Consider the following 22,210-nt stretch of genomic DNA (forward strand, 5'->3'; position numbering starts at 1 on the left):
AGTCAGAGGGCTTTTGCCTCGCAAACCCAGTCACAGCGGGGAAAAGCCAACTCAGTCATACAGTCAGACCCCCCCCATCCTTTTCTCACTCTAGTTCAGCTCGAATGATACTTCACCCTGACATTCTGACACCAACCCTGCGGAGGGTGCGCCATTGACCGACGACGACGAACCCCAGGTCACTCCCGAGGAAGCCGCAGCCATCGCCGAGGACTGCGCACGAGACGAGGCGCGCCGCTCGCTGCTTGCCGACGCTCTGGCCCTGATCGCGTGCAAGGAGCCTGACGCCGTGAGCGTGCTTCGCCATCAGGCGCGGCGATCCCGAACCGGAGCTGAGCTTGGGCTGTACAAGGCCGAGCCGGGGCAGGACTGGGTCGCGTTTTTCACCGAGCGGGCTGCGTTGCTGGAACACGCCTGCGGAGCCGCCGGCTATCCGCACAAGAGCGCCGACGTTCTGTCGTGGCGTCAGCCGATCCAGCGCGAGCCTTTCATGGGCCCCGGTCAGGTGCTGGCCTTCGCCCGACGCTAGACCGTGCGTCGAAACCGCGTGCCGGAGCGGGCCTAATCCGCGCATGTCCGACATGATTGCGATCAAACCACCGCGTAAGCAGCAGATTCGGCCCGGTGTAGAGGCCGCCCTTCAGCTTATCGTCCAGCGCGGGCTACCATTTTTCGAAGCCGCCGAAGCCGTAGGCTACAAGCCTGAGAGCTTGGCGAAGGCCCTTCGCCGCCCGCATGTTTTGGACCGGTTGGCCGATATCAAGCGCGAGTGGATGGATGCCCGGACCTTCCGGGCGTGGGTCGGTATGGCAGAGCTTGCCGACAGTGCCGTCTCTGAAGAGGTCCGTCACAAGTCGTACAAGGTGTTCCTGGAGGCGGCAGGCGAGTTGGGCGGAAAGAGCGACGCGCCGCATCCTATCGGCGTCGCCGTGCAGATCATCGTCGGATCCGGGCCTGATCGGCGCGAAGTCCTGATCTCCGACGGCGGGTCGAATGGTGTCATTGAAGCCCAGCCGTGGGCGCCTGCCGCGCCATCCGCAACCGACGACGACGATGACTGACGCGCCGCCGCCATTTACCCCCCTGCTGGTTCATTCGGCCTGCACGGTCGCCGACGCGCTGCAGGAGCGCAAAAAGGCGTTGGGTGTCACGGCCGAAGAACTCGACCACCGTGCAGGCATTCAGGGCGGCATGGCGTCCAAGGCCTTGCGTCCTCTGTCGCCGCAGGGGCGGCGCGGCCTCCACCTTTCGCTGCCCAGCGAAACCACTCCTGCCGGGGACATCAAGGTATCCAGCACACAGGAATACCTCACTGAAGCGCTAGGCCTGCGCCTTGTCGTGGTCGACCAGGCCACCGCCGATGCCATCGGGGCTGTGCCGGCGCCAAGGCACGTTCCCGCTACTCTGCGAACCCGGAACGCCGCGGCGCGGGTGGGCAAGCCCAGATGCTTCGTAGTCGGCCAGCTCGAAGCCATGATTGCCACGACGATGTGCCGCGACCTGTTCCGGGCTGCTGTCTTCAATCACCCCTATGTCGAGGAATGCGATCCGCTGAACGCGGAAGCCAATGCGATTCTTGCGCTTCTTTGCGATCTCTACCTGAAGATCGCGGCCGCCGACTAATGGCTTGGCGCCCTCGATACACGTCGGGGAACGTCACGGCCGCGCTGCTGGGAGACCCCGCCGTCGATCGTATCGAGCGGGCCGAGGCCTTGCGGCGCTCTCTGCCGCAACCGCGCGACGATGAGCGCGGCGACCTGAGACCGGAAGAGGACGCCCTGTCCCGTGCGATACGATCCGGGGCCGCTGCGGTGGCCGAGTTCTACGGGCTGACGCAGGGCGTACAGGGGTGGGAAACCCTAGACCGCCACATATGTTAACTGACTGTCAAAGCTCTGTGGTGCAGGCCACAACTGGTTTTCGTCACGCGGTCTCCATGTGGGGGCACACATGGGGTCGCGTCGCGCAGAAAAAGGCCCCCCAGATCGCTCCGGAGGGCCTTTCTCGTTTTCGGGCGGCGAAGGCCCGCCTACGTCCGTCCCTCGCCCTCCATGCTCACGAATGAGCCATCGGCGAACATCAGGACCGGCAGGACCTCGGCAGGCGCGTTGGACAACCAGATCGCAGTCACCTGACCCGGCTCCTTTCCCGCCGCCTCCGCGAGCCTCACCACGTCAGGCCAGTTGCGATGAATGAACCCAGTGCCGGCGAGGATCTCGCCCCACGTCGAGCCTTCCCAGTTTTCGGCGCGGGCGGTCACTGATCTGACCCCATGCACGTCGGCAGTTCGCCGAACCACACCGCGCCAAAGACGAAGCCGAAGTAGTCGTCATAGCGCGGGGTGTCAGCCAGACGACGGGCGCTTTCCTGCATGCAGGTGATCAGGTCGACGGTCCAAACTAGGACCGAAGGATTGCAGCCGTAGTTCTGATAGCCGTCGCGGTGGTGAACGAAGGCGCGCGCGCAGGCCTCCACGGCCCCGAGCAACTGCAGGACACCGAGGTCGTGGTCCGTGCCCGTCCGGCTGTTGATGGTTGCAGCCGTGTCGATGATCTTGGCGAGCCAGAACGTGGGTGAGTTCGGCTCCGCCGTCTCGCGCCAGTCGTCGTCCTCGTTGGCGTCGATATAGACCTGAGCGTGAATGCCCAGCCCTGCCCAATCGGGAGTGTAGGTATGGGCGAGGTCTTCGCGCGCATCGATCAGCGCACCAACGAGGGACGGGTTCTCGGGGTAGTCCTCACCCGCATCTGCCGATAGGTCGTGCAGCCTGCGTTCAGCTTCGAGCTGCGCCTTGATGGCGTGATAGTTGCGGACCATCTCAGCCCAGCTTGCCGCGCGTGTGGCGGCTTCGTCGAATGTGGTAGCAGTGTGGACGTTCATGGGGTTCTTTCCCTGAGCTAGAGACGGTGGCGGGGGCCTCGTAAACACCCGCTGCCGTCTCGACCATCGCGAGGCATGATTGCCAAGCTGATATAAAATCTATACGTCTATAGACCTCCCGGTCAACAGATGTGGTTAAAATATATCAGATGGCAGATCTTACCCCAGAGGCGTGCAAGGCGGCGCGTGCCCTTCTCCGGTGGTCAATGTCGGACCTGGCCGAGGCGGCGGGCGTGTCGCTTCCGACCATCCAGCGAACTGAGAAGGACGGCCGGTCGTATCCCTCGACGCAGGTCAAGCTGATCGCCACCTTCCGGGCGCACGGTGTCGATGTGCTTGGCCCACCGGCTGACGGTGCGCGCCGCATCCCTCGCGCCTGACACCACCCCCGTCAGATCACTGACCTCTGCACCGCCGCGACCTGCGCCCTCACCCGGTGCGGGTCTCTTCGTACATGATAGGGAGCGATCCCATGTCGCGGCCGACCCCCACCCCAGGGGGAAAATCCGCGCGCCGCTTCTTGCCACATGTATCAGCCCCGTAACTTCCGAGCCCGGAAGGTCGGGTCGCCAAAATTTTTGACTTCTCGCAACGCCGGTTTGCCAAATCTCGGCGCGTGCGTTTAGGGTCGTATCGACAAGGGAGCGCCGATGCCGAAGAAACACCTGCTATTCTGGGCGCTCGCATGCACGCTGCTCGCAACGGCGGCAGACAGCCGCTCCAGGCTTTATCCCGACGGCCGTTTCACCGGGGGGTATGGCAACCTCGATTGGGAGAGTGGCTGCTCCAAACCCTCGTTTTACGGCGATCACGACGAGGCATTTGCCGACTACCAGACATACACCTCGTGCCTGCGCCGCGCTTCACGCAACGACGCGGAGTATGCTTCGGAACGGGTTTTGGAGGAGGCTGCCTCCGAGCTTCGATCTGTGAACTCTGAAGGCCAGAGGGCTGGGATCTTGAGCTACTGACGGCCAGCTTGGCGCGCTGATCCTCTGGAGCAGTGCGCGCCAGCTCGTCCAGCACCACGCCCTTGTCGAGTTCGGTCCCGGCGACATCGTGCAGGAGGTCGGGGACGATGTTCTTGCCCCGGGCGAGGTCGCGGCGCACGGTGCGTTCATCCACGCCAAGGGTTTCAGCCGCCTGTTTGGCGTAGGATTTCAAATGGACATTTTGTCCGTTTGATTTGCGATCCCCTCCAGCAGTCTGGGCCAAGGGAGCGTTGAGCGCAAGAACGAACAGAGAACGACCGACGGCCTGAGGGCGCTTACCTTCCGCTTACTATCGTGGGGCACCGTGAGGTGTGGCGGGTCGATACTGACTCGCCCGCTACTTGGGAAAGCGAAGATGACGGATAGCACGGACCATGGCGGACCATTCCCTCCGTACACCTTCCCGCTGTCTAAGGTGCAGCAGCGGAAAGCCGATCGCTTGGGAGCAATCGACTGCTACCACAGCTTCGGACACCCGACCTACAACACCCGCCGCGAGGGCAGACTTCCGGCAGGGTGGCGCTACCTCGACACTCAAGAGCTCGTTGCAGACAGCCCCGGCCGGGCTTGCGCCGCCTGCAATCAGTTCAGAACGTCCGATGGGATGGACCCATGCCTGGGCAAGCTGCCGGGCGTATGGAGCGCATGCTGCGGCCACGGCTTCCCTGAGGTCGCTTTCGTGGTGTTCAACGACGACACAGAGTTCCGGGGTGTCGCCGACCTGCCGAAGCCTGAAGCGCTTCTGAAGATTCTTCGTCGGCTGGAAAAACAGGCTGCCCGAGCCCCGCTCCCTGAACCCGCCGAGTTGATCAAGCGACGAGCGACTGAATCCCTGTTGGCTCAGGGCTGGTCGCCGTCTGACATCGCCGGGCGCGTAACGGATGCCGGGCGTCCATGGCTAGCGGACGCCTGAACCGTGCGTCGCGGCCTTCGACCCATCTTCTATGGTCAGGGTCGGAGGACGCCACATGCAACGCTCACCCCAACTTTACGACCACTCCGCAGGGCTCACCTGATGGCCGCCGCTGCTGGCCCCGCACTGGCGGCCGTCTCATCCATCGTGTCCGGCCGCGCCCAGGCACGAGGCCTCGCGAACGAGGCTGCGCAGGCGGACATTCAGGCGCGTGGCGTCGACCTGCAGGCAACACAGACCAGCGAGCGACGTCGTGAGGATCGTCGCGCCGCCATCGCCGCCCTCGAAGCGGGACGCGCCGCCAAAGGCCTGTCCGCCGACACACCGTCCGCCATCGCTGCTGAATCTGAACTGCGCAGGCAGGGCGTGCGTGACGAGGGCGTGGAGGCGTTGGGCTTCACCAACCAGGCAAGCGCTCTGCGCCTGTCAGCGAGGGCCAAGCGTCGCGGCGTCAGCAACGCAATGACCGCAGGTTATCTCGGCGCGGCCGGGTCGCTGATGAGCGCAGCGGGCGACATCGCGGCCGCCGGGGCCACGGGTGGCGCGAGCAAGATCGGTTCAGGCGGCAAGCCCGCTCAGAAGCACGGGTACAGCCTCTAATGGCTACTGGAGCAAACATTCAGCCGCGACGCGAAAACGGCGTCAGCGCGAACACACCATCTATCGACCTGCGAGACGGCTCTGCCGAGATGTGGCGCAGCGTCGGGCGACTGGCCGACCAGGTCACAGAGGTCGAAACCGCCAAGCTCACGCGCCGGGCCCGACAACGCGGTGCAGAAGACGGTGCAGCGGTCGCTGCTGGCACAATGGAAGCGCCCCGGTCTGGGCCGCTGGACTTGCTGTCGGGTAATCAGGTTTTCGAGGCCCGTCAGGCCGCGTTCGAGACGTCTTATCTGTCGGGCGTCGCTACCGATATCGACGGTCGCGAGGCCGAGATCCGCAACCGCTTCTCGCACGATGTCGATGGCTACTCGAACGAAATGGCGAACCTGCGTTCGAGCATCATCAAGAGCGCCGTGCCGGAGCATGCGGTCGCCGTCGAATCCTACATCAACCGTCGCTTGACCGTCGGCCGATCCTCGGTTGCGGATTCTGTCCAGGGCGTGGCACTGCGTGAGTCAGCGATCGAGATCGGCACCCGCCAGAACCTGCTTTCCACACGGCTGACCGCCATGCTTCGCGACGGTCAGGACCAGACTGAAGAATTCCAGTTCATGAAGGCGGAGCGGGACGCGCTGATCCAGCTTCGCCTTTCCAATCCCGCCATCCCGTATTCGCAGGCGGAAGCCGATGAGGACGATCGCGAGTTCGTGACGGCAGGCAAGGCCGCCGTCTATACCCGTGACGCCGTCGACACCCTTCGCACCGAAGGTCCAGACGCCGCCATCGCCACCCTGCAGGAGATCCTGACCGACCCGGACATCGGCGCGGGCGAACGGCAGACCGTGTTCGAGTCGGCCCGAGCGGCAATCAACCAGGAGATCGACCTAGCCAGCGACCGGGCCAATCTCTCAACCGCGTCTCGAACGCGGGCTGAGCAAGAGATTAACCGCCGGATCGACGACGACGCTGCGGCCTTCGAGATCGGCGCGCCCGGCACCGGGCTCACAGAAACCGAAGTCCAATCCGTTCTGGGCCCGTCGGGTGTGGCGGACTGGTATCGCAAACGCGCCGAGGCGATGGAGAGGAGCCGCGAGACGGGCGACCTCGCTGGTTTGGGTCCAGAGGAAGCCGCACGACGCATTGCCGACAGCCGGGAAGTTGCCGCAGCGGGGCAGGATTTCAACGGTCTCGTCGACTGGATCATTAATGACTCGGAAGGTTCCGCCCTCGTCCAGAACGACAACGGTGCTGGCCGCGCGCGCTTCGGAATCACCGAACGCTCCCACCCCGACGCTTGGCGGGACGGCGATGTCTCCCGACAGGAAGCCGAAGCGATTTACAAGCGAGACTACTGGGACGCCATCGGCGCGGACGCCCTCGCGCCCGCCCTGCGCATCGTGGCCTTTGACGCAGCCATCAACCACGGCGCGGGCAAAGCCCGACAGTGGATCAGGGAGTCGGGCGGCGACGCCGCTCGCTTCATTGAACTGCGTCGGGAGCATTATCAGTCGCTCGCCCGCCAAGATCCAGCCAAGTACGGCGACGACCTTCGCGGGTGGGAGAACCGCCTGGATGCGGTCGCCGGCCGTGTGCAGGCTATGGGCGCCGGTGACCTGTTGGCGGATCGCATCTCCAATGCACGCCAAGGATTCTCGTCGGACCCGCTGAACTTCGCTTCACAGCACCGCATCGCGGTTCTCCCCCCTCTGCCGGTTGATGCCGTCTTTGCCGGCGGGCAGAGCGGCACGACGTGGGCTGAAGGCCTTCGCGGGCGTCAGGCTCTGGGCGGCAATCTGGCCGATCAACATGGCGTTCCCCTTCGCTACCTGACGGACGGGGAAGTTACGGCCTACCGCGACCGTATCGAGCGCAACCCGGCCGACGCCGTCACGCTGGCCCGCGCCGCGACGCAAGCGATCGGTGCACGCGGCGCCCGCGACCTGCTAGCCGAGATCGGCCAGAACTCGACGGCCTCGACGGCCATACACGTGGCAGATCTTTCCTTGTCCGGAGACAACCGTTTCGCCGACCAAGCCGCACATGGTTTGACGCTGAGCGCTGGCGGCCAAACGCTCGCGAATGAGACGCGCGACGAGATCACGGCCGCGCTGCGCCCGCATCGCATCAGCCTCCGCAACTCGCCCTCGCTCATGACCGCCGTGACCAACGCTGCGCAGGCCGCCGCACTGGCGGACGACGCTGCAGGGCAGACGCGACCCGCCGAATACTATGCGCAGGCCGCGCTGGGCCGCACGACCTATCAGGGCCGCGACTATGGCGGCTCGGCTCCGGTGAACGGCGCGAACGTGGTCGTCCCGCGATGGCTGAACCCCGAGTATTTCGACGACGCTCTTGAAACCATGGGCGCGGATTGGGTCAGCCGGAACCGTGGCCCGGTCTATTCCAACGGCGAGCCGATCCCCGCTCGCGACATCGCACGCTTCCGCCCCGTCCTCATGCCAAACGGCAACTATCGCCTCGTCAACGAGCGCGGCGGCGTGGCCTACGGCCGCAACCGCAGCCCGTTCGAGGTGGATCTGGAGGCAGGCCGCCCCTTCATCGCTCGCCGTCTGGGCGCAACCGCCGTCAGGCCTGACTAATGCCCCAACAGTCAGGCCCCTTCGCCGCCGGCTCTATCGACCGCGCACCCGTCCGCACGGCCGGGGAGGCGCGTCCGATCGAGGCCCCGCGTCCGCTCATCGACCGCATCCTTTCCCGGCAGGAGAACGCGCCCCGAGAGCGCGAGGCCATGCGGCTGGAAGCCGTGCAGCAGTCCGCCATGTGGGAGCGCCACCGGGCCGCCGAACGCGCCATAGGCCGCGCCATCCCCGTCTCGCTGGGCCTCACCGGCCAGGGTCAGGGCGACGGCAAGGGGGCGCTGACGGATACCCAATACGAGTCGCGCCTTGACGAACTGCGCCGCGAGTTTCCCGACGCCATGTCGAGCATCGAGACGCGCCAGCAAATGCTGGCCCGCATCGCTACCCAAGCCGAAGCAGACAGCCCGCTGGACCGGAGCATGTGGGACCGCCTGCGCGAGAACCTGGCCGATGCCTATGCCAACTCGGGTGCCGGTCAGTTTGAGCGCGGCTCTGACCCGGACCTTGACGGCTTCCAACTCGCCGACCTGCTCCAAGTGAACATTCTCGCCGACGGGCGCACCGACCGCGCTCTCGACGCCCTGTTCGGCGATGACCGGTCCTACTGGCGCACGAGTGATCCGGCTGCTGCACCCGCGGCCCGGCGCGAACGTGCTCGCGCCGAAGCCTACGACGCGCGCGGCATGCTGGACCCGATCGAGAACGCGGGCGACGCAGCAGCCTTCTTCGCGGGGCAGGCCGCAGGCTCGGCCGTATCGGCCGAAAACTGGATCGCGCCGGGCCGCACTGTCGTGGGTCGCGCCGTGGCCGGCGGTCTGGTGGCTGCCGGCGCTGATGCCATCATTCAGGCCGACCGAGTTACCGACGATGTGCAGGACGAGTACCGCCCGGAACAGACCGCCCTCGCTGGCGTGCTAGGCTCCGGCTTCTCGCTCGCAGGTGATGCCGGCTCCGCCATCGCTCGCCGTGCCCAGAGCGGCCCGAACGCGGCCGTTCGCGCCCTTGCCGGGGAGATTGACGCATCGTCCCGCGCCTATATTGGACAGGAGCCGCCGGCCCCCGCCGCGCGTGCCGCCCAAGCTCGCGTGGAGATTGACGCCCTCGACCGGCAGGCGATCGGCCCGACCAACGGTCGAACCTACGAGTCGGACCTTGATGCCCTCCTGGACTTCGAACCGGCCCCCCAACCGACCGTCGAACGCGAGCTTGACGCTCTGTTCGAGTGGCGTGGGCAAAGCGACCAAAGTTCGGTAGCCTCGCCCGATGGATCGGCCGCCGCTCAACCCCCTGGATCTGCCGATGGATCGGCCATTGACCTGGGCGGAACGGGTGATGCTGGGCGCGTCTTTGACAACGCTGAAAGTCCGCCGCCTCGCGACCCCGCCGACTTTGACCATCTCGACCAGAACCACGCCAACCTCTGGCGTTTAGGCGAGTCGGGCGATGCAGCCGCTGCCAATGACCTCTCGCGGCGAATGTCGCGGTTCATGGACTGGTCCGACGTCGCACTGAGCAGGGCCGACCGCGCGGCCGTTGATGCAGGCGAGCCCGTTTCGTCTCGCGCCATGATCGTGGCGGCGCGGGACTACCGGGAGACGGGCGGCGGCGGTTCGTTCTACGACCCCGAGGCGTACCCGGACGCCATGGTTGCCGGACGGTCTGCGGAACGGGACGCCGCGCCGCCAGCGCCCTCAGAACCCCGCCGCTCGACCGACTACCAAGGCAGGCAGATTATTGCCGACACCTTCGATCCCAAGCAGGTCGACGCGGATCCGGCCACCTTCCAATACAAGGCCAGCGGCGACGAGGGCCTGACCGACCGCCTTGCAGGGGTCACGCAATGGGACCGCACGGCCGCCGGGCGGTCTATCCTGTTCGAGGATGCGGCCGGTCGCGTCGTCGTCGCTGACGGCCACCAACGCCGGGGTCTCGCCCGTCGCCTTATCGAAAGCGGGCAGGACACGACCGCCTCACTCGACGGCTTCCTGTTCCGCGCCGCCGACGGCTGGACGCCTTCTGACGTTCGTGTGGTCGCGGCTCTCAAGAACATTCGCGAGGGCTCCGGCTCAATCCTCGACGCGGCCAAGGTGTTTCGCGAAGCGCCCGACCGCATCAACGACCGCTCGCTGCCGGTCACCGGGGATTTCATTGCCAGCGCGCGCGGTCTTGCCCGCCTGTCGGACGATGCGTTCGGCGCGGTTGCCGCTGGCGTGATCCCCGAACGCTATGCCGCCGTCATCGGCGAACTGGCCCCCGACCGCCCCGACCTGCATGCCTCCATCGTCGACGTGATCCGCCAGGGCGACCCGCGCTCGCTCGATGAGGCCCGCGCCTTCGTGCAGGAGGCCAAGCTTGCGGACTTCGTTGAGCGCCAAGGCGACACGCTGGATATGTTCGGCGGCCTGCCCAAGGAGTCGACCATCATCGCACGCGGTCGCCTCCGCGCCGCTGTCATGAAACAGCTCCGCGGCGATGCCCGCCTGTTCAGCGCCTTGGTTCGCAATGCCGACGTGATCGAGGCGGGCGGCAATGCGCTGGCCCGCGATACCAACGCTTCGCGCGTGGCCGCTGACCTCGCCGCATCCAGCGCCATCGACAAACTTGCCCTACGTGCCGGAACCATCGGCGACACGTTCGGAGAAGCAGCGGGCGCCATCGCTCGCGGCGACCTGACCGTGGCGCAGGGCGTCCGCAACATCGTGGCGGATCTCCGCGAGGCGACCCGGCGCGGTGCTGACGTGGATGCAGACCGCGCCGTGATCCTCACGCCTTCGGCCCCATCCGAGCCTGCCAGAGCCGCGCTCAAGCCCTTCGATGAGCCGGGCGGCCGAGGGCAGGTCGCACAGGCTCAACCCAAGCCAGAGGACGCCGGACGCGAAAGCGCGACCCTCTGGGACGACCTGCCAGCCATCGGCGACGAAGACCGCGCCCTTGATGTGCTCAGCATCTGCGCTCCGGGAGGGCGCTAACCCATGGCGGATTTCCGTTCCTGCATCGACGACCACGCCGGCAAGGGGGATATTTCCCCCGATGTCGCGGCCCGTGCACGCAAGACCTACGACGAGGCCCGCGCGACGGCGGATGAGTCGTTCGGCCCGGCAGACGCCGACAGGATGGCCGCCGATGCGGTCATGCGCCAGCTTGAGATCGATGCCATCGAGGCGAAGCGCCGCCGCGCGCTGATGATCCGGGCTCGAACCGACCTGCTGCAAGGTGTCGACGCCTACAAGAAGGCGCGCGGCTATATCGACCCGTCCAAGATCGGCCCCCGTCGCACCACGCGCGGCGTGATCGACCGCCTGCTGGGGCGCGACCCTCCGGCCCCTCCGGGCGGCTATGCCGACGGCGGGGTAACCCCTGCCGGGTATGAGCGCGGCGCGTTCGGTCGCGCCCTGGAGCTGATCGTCGAGAACCGCCCTGGTCTGTCGGGCGCGCCGTTCCCCAGCATCGAGGGGCGTTATCGCGCCATTCGCGGCAAGGCCGACGCGCTGATGGCTTCGGCAATCGAGCGGTTCGAGACGCGGACGGGGTTCGACACGCCGCATCGTGCGGACCTGGCCAACATGGTTCGCGAGGCCTTCGGCGAGAACACGGGCGACAAGGCCGCCAAGGCACTGGCCACCGCATGGGCGGAGACCGCCGAACACCTGCGCCTGCAGTTCAACGCGGCCGGCGGATCGATCGGCAAGCTGGACGGATGGGGAATGCCGCAGGCTCACGACGCCTACCGCGTGCGTCAGGCCGGGCGCGACGTGTGGGTGGCCTATGTTGCGCCGCGACTGGACCGCTCCAAAATGATCGACGAGGCCACCGGCCAGCCGTTGAGCGAGGGCCGGATTGCGGCTGCTCTGGGTGACGTGTGGGAATCCATCGCCTCGCTAGGCGCGAATGCCCGTCAGCCCGGCGATCATGTCGGGCAGGGCGCGCTCGCCAAGCGCCGTTCCGATAGCCGGTTTCTCGTGTTCAAGAGCGCGGATGACTGGATGGCCTACCAGTCTGCGTTCGGCGATGGCGACTCGTTCTCGACCATGATGGGCCACATCGACGAGTTGTCCCGCGACATCAGTCAGATGCAGATACTTGGCCCGAACCCCGCAGGGCAGTGGAAATGGCTCAAGGAAGCGGCGCAGCGCGAGGCTCTGCTGGAAGAGACTGCGGGCATCAAGGGCTCGTCGGACGCGGTCAAGGGCTACGTCCGCACGGCCGACGCCATGCTGGAGCATTTCACCGGCAGCCTGTCGACGCCGATCAATAGCCGCATCGCTTCGTTCGGCGTGGCCAGCCGAGCGTTGCTGACGTCCACTGCACTGGGTTCTGCAATCCTGTCCGACATTCCGTCGGCCCCCATGTTCGGTGCGCTGGCTCGATCCTTCGCCGGCCTGTCCAGGACGGGCGACATGGTGAGGCTCGCCCAACTTTTGAACCCGGCGGACGGGTCCGGGCGGGCGATGGCTCGCCGCTCGGGCTTCGTAAATGAAAATGCGACCGACGGCATGGTCCGCGCCACCCAAGACAACCTGCGTCTGCTGTCCGTCGGGGAGCGGCTGGACGGGGGCATGAACGCCTTTGCCCGCCGCCTGCCTGTCGCCGTCCTGCGCGCGCAGGGGCTGTCCGCATGGGACGCGGCCCGGAAGCGCTCTTTCCATTTCGAGTTCATGGGGGCCCTGCACGATCGTCGCGGCAAGACGCTGGCAGATCTCCGCGCCGGTGACGGCGAGGACAAGGCGTTCGCGACCTGGCTGAACGCGCGCGGGTTCACGGAGGCTGATTGGTCAACGATCCGCAGCGCCCCGGTCTGGGAGCCCGCCGAGGGCGCGCAGTTCCTTCGCCCGACCGATATTCCCGACGAGACCCTGGCCTTACGCATGGGCGAAGCCATCGACATTGAGACCCGGCTTGCCGTGCCCCAGACAACCCTCTGGACGCGCGCGAAGCTGATCGGGGTCGATCGGCCCGGCACAGTGGTCGGGGAGGCCCGGCGCTCGTGGGCAATGTTCCGCAGTTTCACGCTCACGGCGACCCACATGCTGGGTGAGGAAATCATGCTGCGCGGGCAGGCTCGCGGGCTTCCGCCCTTCGTCGCTGGCGCGGGCGGCGCGGCCGGTGTCCTGTTCTTTCTGACGCTGGCAGGCGGCATCTCGATCCAGCTTCGCGAGATCGCCAAGGGCAACGATCCCAAGCCAATGGCGGATCCCCGGTTCTGGGCGGCGGCTGCCATGCAGGGCGGTGGCCTAGGTATTCTGGGAGATTTCTTCTACGCGGCTGAGGCGAGGAACGGGAAGTCGGCCAGCCAGGTCGCGGCGTTCGGCCCGGTCGGCTCGGCAGTCGGCGACCTTTACAACGCTACGGTCGGCAATGTGGTTGAGGTGGCGGAAGGCCTGCGAACGGGCGATGACCTCGGCGAGGCCGTGGAAGGTGCGCGCATCGGTCGTGACGTCGTTCAGCTTGCCCGGACCTACACGCCCGGCGGCAATATCTGGTGGGCTCGTGCCGCCTATAACCGCGCCGTGCTGGACAACCTGCAGCGGATGCTGGATCCGGAAGCCGAAGAGGACTTCGCGCGGCGTCGGAAGCGCATGGAGCGGGACCATGGGCAGACGGCCTGGTGGCCACAGGGGGAGAGTGTGCCGGAGCGGGGGCCAGCCCCACAAGCGGACCCAATGGCAGTCAGCTAAGGGCGGAAAGCGGACCTACGCCTGGTACGGGACCGGGGCGGCTCAGCGCCAGACGCCGTTTTCGGCTGAGCGCCAGAAGCACGACATTCAAGCGCACCCTTTTCGGGGCCGGAAGGTCTTCCCGGCCGTTCGAACGCGTCGCGGTTCTTTGTTCACCTCAGACTTTTGTTGGCCGTTTATGATTCTTTCTTTTTCCATAACTATCGTTCGTACGAGATCAGCGGGGGATTGTAATGAAGGGTGTGATTTTCAACCTTCTCGAGGGCGCAGTATCACGCGCCTTCGGGGACGACACTTGGGACGCGCTCATAGACGCCGCCGGGGTCAGCGGGACCTATACGTCCCTCGGCAGCTACCCCGATTCAGACATGGAAGCGCTGGTCCATGCAGCAGGACAGGCACTCGACCTGGACCGGGATCAGGTCCTGCGCTGGTTCGGACAGAACGCCATTCCCCTGATGGCGGACATCTATCCCGACTTCTTCTCGGCCGCGCCTGACGCTCGCACCTTCGTCGAAGGGATTAACAGCCAGATCCATACGGAGGTGCGCAAACTCTACCCCGGCGCGGCATGCCCGCACTTCAACATGCGCTCGAACAGCTCGGGCGAACTGGTCATGGACTATCTCTCCACGCGTAACATGTGTGCACTGGCCCAGGGGTTCGTTGAAGGCACAGCCGTTTGGTACGGCGAAGCCGTAACCTTCGAACATGTCACGTGCACGTCTCATGGCGCACCGCACTGCACCTTTGCCATCTCCTGGTCTTCCGAAACGCTGGACAAAGTCGAAGCTGCGTGATCACCGTCCCCGTCCCGTCCGACAACCCTCGCGACCAGATCTACCGACTGGAGCGCCGCCTGGCGCGTGAACGGGAAGCCCGTCTGATGGCCGAGCGCATCGCAGAGCAGGGCACGCGGGATTTGTTTATCCAGAAGCAACGCCTGAAGCTGGTCGAGACCATAGCCAGCGCCGCGAACCTGCTCGATGATCCGTCAGACGCCTTCCGTGTCGCTCTGGACGAGATTTGCAACTACACCGGCTGGGCTACCGGTCATGTCTGGATCTTCGCCGAAGATCAGTCCGAGACCGTCGAGCTGATCTCGTCCGGGGTCTGGTCTTCGGACGCAAGCATCGAAGCCAAGGCCTTCCGCCGGGTTACTGAATCGATGACTTTTGGCCCCGGCCTGAGCTTGCCAGGACGGGTGCTGCAGAAACGACAGGCCGTCTGGATCCCGGACATCACCCTGGACGACCACTTTCAACGCACGCGGGTCGCTCGGGAATGCGGACTCCGTGCCGCCTTTGCCTTCCCCGCCCTGATCGGCACCGAGGTCGGGGCTGTTCTGGAGTTCTTTCAAGGCTGGCCAAGGGAACCCGAGGAAGAGCTGATGCGGACGGTCGAGCAGATCGGTGCGCAGCTGGGTCGGGTGGTCGAGCGCAAGCGTAACAGCGACCGCGCGGCCGTCGACAAGGCCGCGCTGGAAGCCGAGCACAGAGCGGCCGAGCAAGCCAGCAGGGCAAAGTCGGCCTTTCTCGCCGTCACCAGCCACGAGGTCCGCACACCCCTGAATGCTGTCCTGGGCCTGACTCAAACGCTCAAGCGTGAACCCCTGACGTCGGGGCAGCACGAACTGGTCGACGGGGTGCTGGCCTCCGGCGAGATGCTGCTGAGGCTCCTGAACGCTGTTCTCGACATGTCCAAGATTGAAGCCAACGAGGTGACGGCTCACCTTTCGGACTTCGATCCGGGAACCATGGTCGAGGCTATCGTCAGGATCTGGACACCCTACGCGCACGAGCAGGGGATCAACCTTTCACTGGACACGACCGGGCTTGGCTGTCGTCTGCTCCGGTCCGACGAGGGTCGCATCGAGCAGACCGTCGTCAACCTGGTCGCCAACGCCATCAAATTCACGCCCCAAGGCGAAAGGGTTGTCATCCGTGCGGCCTCTGAAGAAGGCTCGCTTCGAATCGAGGTTATTGATGGCGGCCCCGGCGTGGCCGACTGTGACCGTGAGCGGATATTCCAACCCTTCGAACAGACTGAAACAGGCCGTCAGGCCGGGGGCACCGGGCTGGGTCTGTCCATCTGCACCGGCAATGTCCACTTGCTCGGCGGCGAGATCGGCACCGACCTTACCGAGACAGGCCGGAGCCGGTTCTGGTTTCAATGTCCTGTCGATAGGAGCACGCAGCACCGTCTGGAGGAGCCTGAGGAGCCAGGCGAGATTCAGGGCGGGCTTCGGGTGCTTGCGGCAGAGGACAACCCGGCGAATCGTCGGGTCTTGCAGCTGCTCCTGGCCCCGGCCAATGTCGAACTCACGTTCGCCGAGGATGGGCAGCAGGCGCTGAATGCCCTGGCCACCGCCCGCTTCGACTTGGTGCTGATGGACGCCAACATGCCGGTGATGGACGGAGTGGAAGCGGTGAGACGAATTCGCTCGGGCGATCTCGCGCCGGGCGCCGCCATCTTTATGCTGACAGCAAACGCATTTGCCGACGACGTCAGTCTATACATGGCGGCCGGTGCCGATGGCGTTCTGACCAAACCGATCCATCTGCCATCTCTGTTCGCGGTGCTCTCTGACTGCGGGAAAGGGGTGGTTCTGTCACGGGAACTTTGCGATGGTGACAGGCTGACCGCGACAAGTTGAAAGCCGCTCTATCCCGCCTGAAATCAGGCAACGGCTACCGCTTGAACGGCCGCCGCTTCGGCTCCGAATAGCCGGGGATCGGTCTGCTGAAGAGATGCCGTTGGATGCCGAAGGTGTTATAGATCGCTGCATAGGTGGTGAAGAATTTCTGGGCTGAGGCTTTGAATCTGTGCCGCTGCTGGTGTCGCTTCTGTCGTCTGATCGGCAGACGGGAGTTCTCCGCCAGATTGTTCTTCCAAAGCCAGTCGGGTCGATGCCGGCACCTCACATCCAGGCGATCCTTGCCGGGAGCGGACATTCCTGACCGCCGCTATGGGTCGGGTTCGGCCATTAGCCTGACGCCAGATTGCGGACATTCGACGGATGCGCCGTAAGCGGACGTCGTGCAGGTCCGTTCGGGGTGGAAGGGGGACTTCTTTCGTTACTTTCGCACCGACGACGGTTCGCTCTTTGCCTGACGACCGGGATCATTTGAAACGGTGCGGCGTTTCCACAGGGTGGGATTTCAACCTCGGGGAATAAGCTGTTGCTGGGAAAGAACCTGATCCGGTTGGTTTACAGGAGCGATTCCTGCATCTCCCATGATGACGCGTCAGGGCTGGATGCAATCTTCAATGTGTCGATCCGCAACAATATGCGTGACGGAATCTCCGGTGCGCTTGCTCTACCTGATGGAAAGTTCGTCCAGGTTTACGAGGGGGAGAGGGGCAAGGTGGACATGCTCATGAAACGAGTGCGGGCCGACAACCGTCATGAAAACCTTACCGTTCTGGGGGAACGGGAGGTTCAAGCTCGGCTTTTCAGGGGATGGTCCATGGCTCGGCCCGATCCTACGCCGCTGAGCCAGCAGTCCTTCCGGATCGTCACCGAGAACGGGACGGGGGCACAGGTGACATCCATCCTGTTGGACCTGATGAGCAAGACTGAACACCATTATCTCGCCAGCCAGGTCTTCTGACCTTCGCGATTGTTGCCTCGTGCGCCGCATTAAGGGTCACTCGGTGGAAGGCCCCAGACGTCGCCTATGGGTCGGACCACGACATTGGCATCTGGCCCGAAATCGGACATCCGCCCCGATGCGCAGCGATACCTGCCTGATCGAGATGCAGGCGGAGCGAGTCAGCTATCTGCTAAGGCGAGGCAACTTCTGAGGGGTCTTCGCATTTTGCCCCCGGCGTGCCCCAGAAAGCACACGGCCCAAACGCGTCGAGGCTAAGTCATTGAAAAGATGGTGCCGGCTGCAGGAATCGAACCCGCGACATCCAGTTTACAAAACTGGCGCTCTACCAACTGAGCTAAGCCGGCCTTGCTCCGCCTTTAGCGGGGGAGGCGGAGATTAGTCCAGCGCCTCCGCGATCTTCGCCGCCGTCGCCTTGAGGTCCTCGACATCGGCCATGCCGGCCTGGCCGTGGCCCTTCAGGTCGCGGTCGGACCAGCGGGGGATGACGTGGACGTGCAGGTGGAAGACGGTCTGGCCGCCGGCCTCGCCGTTGAACTGCATGATCGACAGGCCGTCGGGCCTGAGGGCCTTCTCGACCGCGCGGGCGGTGCGTTGGGTCGCGGCGGCGAGGGCGGTCAGCACGTCGGGCTCGACCTCCAGCAGGGTGCGGGCGGTGGATGTTTTCGAGATCACAAGGACGTGGCCCTCGGACTGGGGGAAGACGTCCATGAAGGCAAGGACGGCGTCGTCCTCCCAGACTTTCACCGCGGGGATCTCGCCGCGCAGGATCCTGGCGAAGATGTTGGACGGGTCGTAGGGGGCGTGCAGGGTCATGGGGCGACGAATATCCCTTCTCCCCTTGCGGGAGAAGGTGGCAGCCGCAGGCTGACGGATGAGGGGTCACGCCGGCGGCTGGGGTGAGCGGATTGAGCGCTGACGTTCAGCTTCAGCATTACCCCTCATCCGACCTCGCTTCGCTCGGCCACCTTCTCCCGCAGGGGGAGAAGGAAGCGCGTGGCGTTTGCCCCATCCCGCGGCGCCCGCTAGAGCATCCGCTTCCCCAAAGCCTGCCCAAAAGACCGCGCCATGCACGATATCCGAGCCATTCGAGACACCCCCGGCCACTTCGTCGCCGGCTGGTCGTCGCGCGGCGTGGAGGATGCGCAGGCGCTGGTCGACCAGATCCTGAACCTCGACACCGAACTGCGCGCCGCCCAGACGGCGGGGCAGGAGGCGCTGGCGAAGCGCAATGCGGCCTCCAAACTGATCGGCGCCGCCATGGGCCGCAAGGACATGGAGGAGGCTGACCGGCTGAAGGCCGAGGTGGAGACGCTCAAGGGCGATATCGCCGGCCACGGCGAGATCGAGGCGGCCAAGGGCAAGGCGCTGCGCGACCTGCTGGCGGCGCAGAAGAACCTCGCGGCCGACGATGTGCCGGACGGCGAGGACGAGGCGGGCAATGTCGAGACCGCGCGCTGGGGGACGCCGCGTGTGGGTGGTCCGGCCAAGGATCACGCCGACCTCGGCGAGGCCATGGGGCTGCTGGACTTCGAGGCCGCGGCGCGAATGTCGGGCGCGCGGTTCGCGGTGCTGAAGGGCGGGCTGGCGCGGCTGGAACGCGCCGTCGGCCAGTTCATGCTCGACGTGCAGACGACCGAGCACGGCTATCTGGAGGTCAATCCGCCGTATCTGGTGCGTGACGAGGCGATGTTCGGGACGGGGCAGTTGCCGAAGTTCGAAGAAGACTTGTTCTCGACCAAGACATCGGATCGGGATGCAATCCGAGCGGATGCGAGCGCGACAGCAAAGATTTCTCGCCAGAAGCTTGTCGCCGAGGCGTCGGAGATCGTGGGTGCCTTACAGGCGACGATCTCTGATGAAGCGGACCTCCGTCTGGCGATACAAGGTGCCATCGAGCAGCTAACCGAGATCGCTCATGACGAGGAATATCCTAAGTTTCTCGCGAGGCTCGAAGCGGGCCAGTTCGACGTTAAACGCTACCTGATCCCAACGGCCGAAGTCTCCCTGACCAACCTCGTGCGCGAGCAGATCACGCCGGAGGAGGAACTGCCGCTGCGGCTCACCGCCCTGACGCCCTGCTTCCGGGCCGAGGCCGGGTCCGCCGGGCGGGATACGCGCGGGCTGATCCGCCAGCACCAGTTCCACAAGGTCGAGCTGGTCTCCATCACCACGCCGGACCAGTCCGACGCCGAACACGAGCGGATGACGACCTGCGCCGAGGCGGTCCTGCGGAAGCTGGAGCTGCCGTATCGCCGGATGCTGCTGTGCAAGGGCGACATGGGCTTTTCGGCGCGGAAGACCTTCGACCTGGAGGTCTGGCTGCCGTCGCAGGGGACCTATCGCGAGATCAGCTCGGTCTCGAACTGCGGGGACTTCCAGGCGCGGCGGATGGACGCGCGGTTCAAGCGCAAGGAAGGCAAGCCCGAGTTCGTGCACACGCTGAACGGCTCGGGCCTCGCCGTTGGTCGAACGCTGGTGGCGATCATGGAGAACTATCAGGACGAGAACGGGCGGATCGCCGTGCCGGCGGCCCTGCTGCCCTATATGAGCGGGACGACGCACGTCGGGTGAGGTTCAGTCTCCTTCTCCCCTTGCGGGAGAAGGTGGCTGAGCGAAGCGAGGTCGGATGAGGGGTGACACCGGGGCGTCGAATGAGCGGTCGGTGGCGGTCACCGGTGAGACCGGGAGCCACCCCTCATCCGCCCCTCCGGGGCACCTTCTCCCGCAAGGGGAGAAGGACTTGCGATGGATAGTCGGCTAATGTTGGCCTCTGAAACAGGAGACGCGGAATGAAGACGATCCTCGCAGCCTTGGCCCTGTCTCTGGCCGTCCCGGCCATCGCCGAGATCCAGCCCGCGCCGACGCCCATCGCCTTCGAAGGCTGGATCAATTTCTCGGGCGAGGAATTCCAGCTGATCGAGAGCGAGAACCGCTACGTCGCGGGCACGCGCCGTCCCTGCGTCTCGGGGGGCCTGCCGCGCGACGAACAGCGGATGGCGGCGGCCACGATCGGTCGCCAGAAGGTGCGGGTCACCGGCACGGCCCTGGCCTGGTCCGACGACCTGCCGGGCGACCGCTATGATTACGAGGGATCCAACATCCGCAACGAGTGCGATGGCGCCTTCGTGATCCTGGGCGCGGACATCGCCGTCATCCAGTAGGGTGTCGCAGGGTGCACGGAGAGAGAGGATCGGCTATTGCCTCCCGACTCACCGAAGGCTTCTGATTTGCGCATCCTGCTGACCAACGACGACGGCATCGAGGCCGAGGGCCTGGCCTGTCTGGAACGGATTGCGCGGACGCTGTCGGACGATGTCTGGATCGTCGCGCCGCACGAGGAACAGTCGGGCAAGGGCCGGGGGATCACCCTGACCGAGCCGCTGCGGGTGAACCGGTTCGGGGACAAGCGGTTCTCGGTCACGGGCACGCCGACCGACTGCGTCGTCCTGGCCGTCAACGACCTGATGGACGCCAGGCCGGACCTGGTGCTGTCGGGGGTCAATCGCGGGCATAATGTGGGCGAGGACTGCTCCTATTCCGGCACGGTGGCAGGCGCGCTGCAGGGCATGGCGTTCGGCATCCGCTCGATCGCGTTGAGCCAGTCGCTGGAGCGGTTCCACGACGACGTCACCGCCCATTGGGAGACGGCAGAGGCCTATGCCCCGCCGATCATCAGCCGTCTGCTGGCCGAAACCTGGCAGGATGGGGTGGTGATGAACCTGAACTTCCCGGCGCGACCGCCGGAGGCGGTCAAGGCGGTCGAGGTGACCGTGCAGGGCTTCCGCCAGGCCGGAGAGATGCATGCGGTCAAACGTACGGACCTGCGCGGCCGCGACTATTACTGGATGAGCTTCCGCGGCTCGAAACAGGACCACGCGCCGGGCACCGATCTGCGGGCCATGGACGACGGCAAGATCTCGGTCACGCCGCTGCACATCGACCTGACCCACAAGCCCAGCGTTCACGACCTGCGGGGCCTGCTGGGCGGGGCGCCGCCGAAGGGGATCGTCTCGTGATCCTCCCCCGTCGGGGGAGGGGGACCGCGTCTTCGCGGTGGAGGGGGCTCGCCCCAGGCGCCGCGTGCGCGGTTGGCCCCCTCTGTCACGTCGCGAAGGCGCGCCGCGCCACCTCCCCCCACGGGGGAGGAACAGGATGAACCTGAAGGACGACAGGGCGGGGCGGCTGATCCTGTCGCTGCGGCAACAGGGGGTCACCGATCCCCGGGTGCTGGCGGCGATGGAATCGATCGACCGCGCCGTGTTCGTGCACCAGAAATTCCTCGATCAGGCGTGGGAGGATCAGGCCCTGCCGATCGACTGCGCCCAGACCATCTCCCAGCCCTATATCGTCGGCCTGATGACCCAGGCGCTGGAGGTCGAGCCGCGCCATCGGGTGCTCGAGATCGGCACCGGCAGCGGCTACCAGTGCGCGGTGCTGTCGCGGCTGGCGCGCTATGTCTATTCGGTCGAACGCTATCGCAGCCTGCTGGTCGAGGCCGAGGGCAAGCTGCGGACTCTGGGCATCGACAACGTCATCACCAGACACTCCGACGGCGGCCTCGGCTGGCCCGAACAGGCGCCGTTCGATCGGATCATGGTCACGGCCGCCTCGCCGAACGAGCCGACCGAACTGCTGAAACAGCTGAAGCCCGGCGGGGTGCTGGTCGCGCCGGTGGGGCGGACGTCGGTGCAGATGCTGCATCGCTATACCGGCCAGGAGGACGGGTCCTTCCGCCGCGAGAGCCTGTGCGAGGTCCGGTTCGTGCCCTTGGTCGAGGGGACGGCCAAGGAGGGGTGAAGTCTTCTCCCCGTGCGCGCTTGCGCATGGGGAGGTGGCTCGGAGCGAAGCGGAGAGACGGAGGGGGTCTTGCCGCGCGCACGAAGAACCCCTCCGTCTGCTCGCGAAGGGCTCGCCTCCACCTCCCCATTCG

At 65.7% G+C, this 22,210-nt stretch carries 22 protein-coding genes, 1 tRNA gene and 1 pseudogene; 18 read left to right on the plus strand and 6 right to left on the minus strand.

The window, feature by feature from the left end; all coding sequences use genetic code 11:
* Positions 1-154: 154 nt before the first annotated feature.
* From ACP7A5_RS04285 to ACP7A5_RS04295, 3 genes are read left to right on the plus strand one after another with little or no spacing between them, the layout of a single operon-like run.
* Positions 155-529 carry a hypothetical protein gene (locus ACP7A5_RS04285; protein WP_426040747.1) on the plus strand — a complete coding sequence of 125 codons (375 nt, stop codon included), beginning with the start codon at positions 155-157 and terminating at the stop codon, positions 527-529.
* Between the two features lie 43 nt (positions 530-572).
* Positions 573-1,061, plus strand: coding sequence for a hypothetical protein (locus ACP7A5_RS04290; RefSeq protein ID WP_426040748.1), 489 nt, complete (start codon positions 573-575; stop codon positions 1,059-1,061).
* Positions 1,054-1,623, plus strand: coding sequence for a hypothetical protein (locus ACP7A5_RS04295; RefSeq protein WP_426040749.1), 570 nt, complete (start codon positions 1,054-1,056; stop codon positions 1,621-1,623). Before ACP7A5_RS04290 ends, ACP7A5_RS04295 begins: the two co-directional genes overlap by 8 nt.
* Before the next feature lie 406 nt (positions 1,624-2,029).
* On the opposite strand, the gene ACP7A5_RS04300 is transcribed toward ACP7A5_RS04295, so the two are convergent.
* Together ACP7A5_RS04300 and ACP7A5_RS04305 are read right to left on the minus strand one after the other, a co-directional pair.
* A complete protein-coding gene (locus ACP7A5_RS04300) occupies positions 2,030-2,260 on the minus strand; it encodes a hypothetical protein (RefSeq protein WP_426040750.1) in 231 nt (76 codons plus the stop codon).
* Complete coding sequence (locus ACP7A5_RS04305) at positions 2,257-2,880, minus strand: hypothetical protein (RefSeq protein WP_426040751.1); 624 nt, start codon at positions 2,878-2,880, stop codon at positions 2,257-2,259. Before ACP7A5_RS04305 ends, ACP7A5_RS04300 begins: the two co-directional genes overlap by 4 nt.
* Positions 2,881-3,029: 149 nt before the next feature.
* Between ACP7A5_RS04305 and ACP7A5_RS04310 the strand changes: the two genes are divergently transcribed.
* From ACP7A5_RS04310 to ACP7A5_RS04330, 5 genes are all read left to right on the plus strand, one after another.
* Positions 3,030-3,260 (plus strand): helix-turn-helix transcriptional regulator, encoded by a 231-nt coding sequence (locus tag ACP7A5_RS04310; RefSeq protein ID WP_426040752.1) that lies wholly within the window; start codon positions 3,030-3,032, stop codon positions 3,258-3,260.
* Positions 3,261-3,530: 270 nt separating this feature from the next.
* Entirely contained in the window at positions 3,531-3,851 is a 321-nt protein-coding gene (locus ACP7A5_RS04315) for a hypothetical protein (protein WP_426040753.1), read from the plus strand.
* Between the two features lie 376 nt (positions 3,852-4,227).
* Positions 4,228-4,785: a hypothetical protein gene (locus ACP7A5_RS04320; RefSeq protein WP_426040754.1), complete on the plus strand. Its 558-nt coding sequence runs from the start codon at positions 4,228-4,230 to the stop codon at positions 4,783-4,785.
* A 102-nt stretch (positions 4,786-4,887) separates the two neighbouring features.
* Complete coding sequence (locus ACP7A5_RS04325) at positions 4,888-5,385, plus strand: hypothetical protein (RefSeq protein WP_426040755.1); 498 nt, start codon at positions 4,888-4,890, stop codon at positions 5,383-5,385.
* 89 nt (positions 5,386-5,474) lie between these two features.
* Positions 5,475-7,988 carry a glycosyl hydrolase 108 family protein gene (locus ACP7A5_RS04330; protein ID WP_426040756.1) on the plus strand — a complete coding sequence of 838 codons (2,514 nt, stop codon included), beginning with the start codon at positions 5,475-5,477 and terminating at the stop codon, positions 7,986-7,988.
* 11 nt (positions 7,989-7,999) lie between these two features.
* Here the strand turns inward: ACP7A5_RS04330 and ACP7A5_RS04335 are convergent, their stop codons facing one another.
* On the minus strand, positions 8,000-8,281 hold the full coding sequence (locus ACP7A5_RS04335; protein ID WP_426040757.1) for a hypothetical protein: 282 nt from the start codon (positions 8,279-8,281) through the stop codon (positions 8,000-8,002).
* A gap of 72 nt (positions 8,282-8,353) precedes the next feature.
* On the opposite strand from ACP7A5_RS04335, the gene ACP7A5_RS04340 reads away from it, so the two are divergent.
* From ACP7A5_RS04340 to ACP7A5_RS04355, 4 genes are all read left to right on the plus strand, one after another.
* The gene (locus ACP7A5_RS04340; protein WP_426040758.1) at positions 8,354-10,957 is read left to right on the plus strand and encodes a hypothetical protein; all 2,604 of its coding nucleotides are present in this window, start codon (positions 8,354-8,356) and stop codon (positions 10,955-10,957) included.
* Positions 10,958-10,960: 3 nt separating this feature from the next.
* A complete protein-coding gene (locus tag ACP7A5_RS04345) occupies positions 10,961-13,663 on the plus strand; it encodes a hypothetical protein (RefSeq protein ID WP_426040759.1) in 2,703 nt (900 codons plus the stop codon).
* Positions 13,664-13,896: 233 nt separating this feature from the next.
* Complete coding sequence (locus ACP7A5_RS04350; protein WP_426040760.1) at positions 13,897-14,463, plus strand: heme NO-binding domain-containing protein; 567 nt, start codon at positions 13,897-13,899, stop codon at positions 14,461-14,463.
* Positions 14,460-16,319 carry a response regulator gene (locus ACP7A5_RS04355; protein ID WP_426040761.1) on the plus strand — a complete coding sequence of 620 codons (1,860 nt, stop codon included), beginning with the start codon at positions 14,460-14,462 and terminating at the stop codon, positions 16,317-16,319. The genes ACP7A5_RS04350 and ACP7A5_RS04355 overlap by 4 nt, the downstream gene beginning before the upstream one ends.
* A gap of 34 nt (positions 16,320-16,353) precedes the next feature.
* Here ACP7A5_RS04355 and ACP7A5_RS04360 read toward each other — a convergent pair whose 3' ends face one another.
* Positions 16,354-16,617, minus strand: a complete 264-nt coding sequence (locus ACP7A5_RS04360; RefSeq protein WP_426040762.1) for a hypothetical protein — start codon at positions 16,615-16,617, stop codon at positions 16,354-16,356.
* A gap of 228 nt (positions 16,618-16,845) precedes the next feature.
* Between ACP7A5_RS04360 and ACP7A5_RS04365 the strand changes: the two genes are divergently transcribed.
* Positions 16,846-17,277, plus strand: coding sequence for a BLUF domain-containing protein (locus tag ACP7A5_RS04365; RefSeq protein ID WP_426040763.1), 432 nt, complete (start codon positions 16,846-16,848; stop codon positions 17,275-17,277).
* Between the two features lie 271 nt (positions 17,278-17,548).
* Here ACP7A5_RS04365 and ACP7A5_RS04370 read toward each other — a convergent pair.
* Together ACP7A5_RS04370 and ACP7A5_RS04375 are read right to left on the minus strand one after the other, a co-directional pair.
* Positions 17,549-17,624: transfer RNA gene (locus ACP7A5_RS04370), tRNA-Thr, on the minus strand.
* A gap of 31 nt (positions 17,625-17,655) precedes the next feature.
* Entirely contained in the window at positions 17,656-18,093 is a 438-nt protein-coding gene (locus ACP7A5_RS04375; protein ID WP_426040764.1) for an HIT family protein, read from the minus strand.
* A gap of 252 nt (positions 18,094-18,345) precedes the next feature.
* Between ACP7A5_RS04375 and serS the strand changes: the two genes are divergently transcribed.
* The 5 genes and pseudogenes from serS to ACP7A5_RS04400 all read left to right on the plus strand — a co-directional run bounded on the left by serS (position 18,346) and on the right by ACP7A5_RS04400 (position 22,077).
* Complete coding sequence (gene serS, locus ACP7A5_RS04380) at positions 18,346-19,851, plus strand: serine--tRNA ligase (RefSeq protein WP_426040765.1); 1,506 nt, start codon at positions 18,346-18,348, stop codon at positions 19,849-19,851.
* 126 nt (positions 19,852-19,977) lie between these two features.
* Positions 19,978-20,046, plus strand: a pseudogene (locus tag ACP7A5_RS04385) (hypothetical protein); the annotation flags it as partial.
* 23 nt (positions 20,047-20,069) lie between these two features.
* Positions 20,070-20,441 carry a hypothetical protein gene (locus tag ACP7A5_RS04390; RefSeq protein WP_426040766.1) on the plus strand — a complete coding sequence of 124 codons (372 nt, stop codon included), beginning with the start codon at positions 20,070-20,072 and terminating at the stop codon, positions 20,439-20,441.
* A gap of 66 nt (positions 20,442-20,507) precedes the next feature.
* Positions 20,508-21,296 (plus strand): 5'/3'-nucleotidase SurE, encoded by a 789-nt coding sequence (surE, locus tag ACP7A5_RS04395; RefSeq protein WP_426040767.1) that lies wholly within the window; start codon positions 20,508-20,510, stop codon positions 21,294-21,296.
* A 136-nt stretch (positions 21,297-21,432) separates the two neighbouring features.
* Positions 21,433-22,077, plus strand: coding sequence for a protein-L-isoaspartate(D-aspartate) O-methyltransferase (locus tag ACP7A5_RS04400; protein WP_303695449.1), 645 nt, complete (start codon positions 21,433-21,435; stop codon positions 22,075-22,077).
* Positions 22,078-22,210 lie beyond the last annotated feature (133 nt).

The organism is Brevundimonas sp. TWP2-3-4b1 (assembly GCF_049897665.1).
In the GTDB taxonomy this organism is placed as follows: Bacteria; Pseudomonadota; Alphaproteobacteria; order Caulobacterales; family Caulobacteraceae; genus Brevundimonas; species Brevundimonas subvibrioides_B.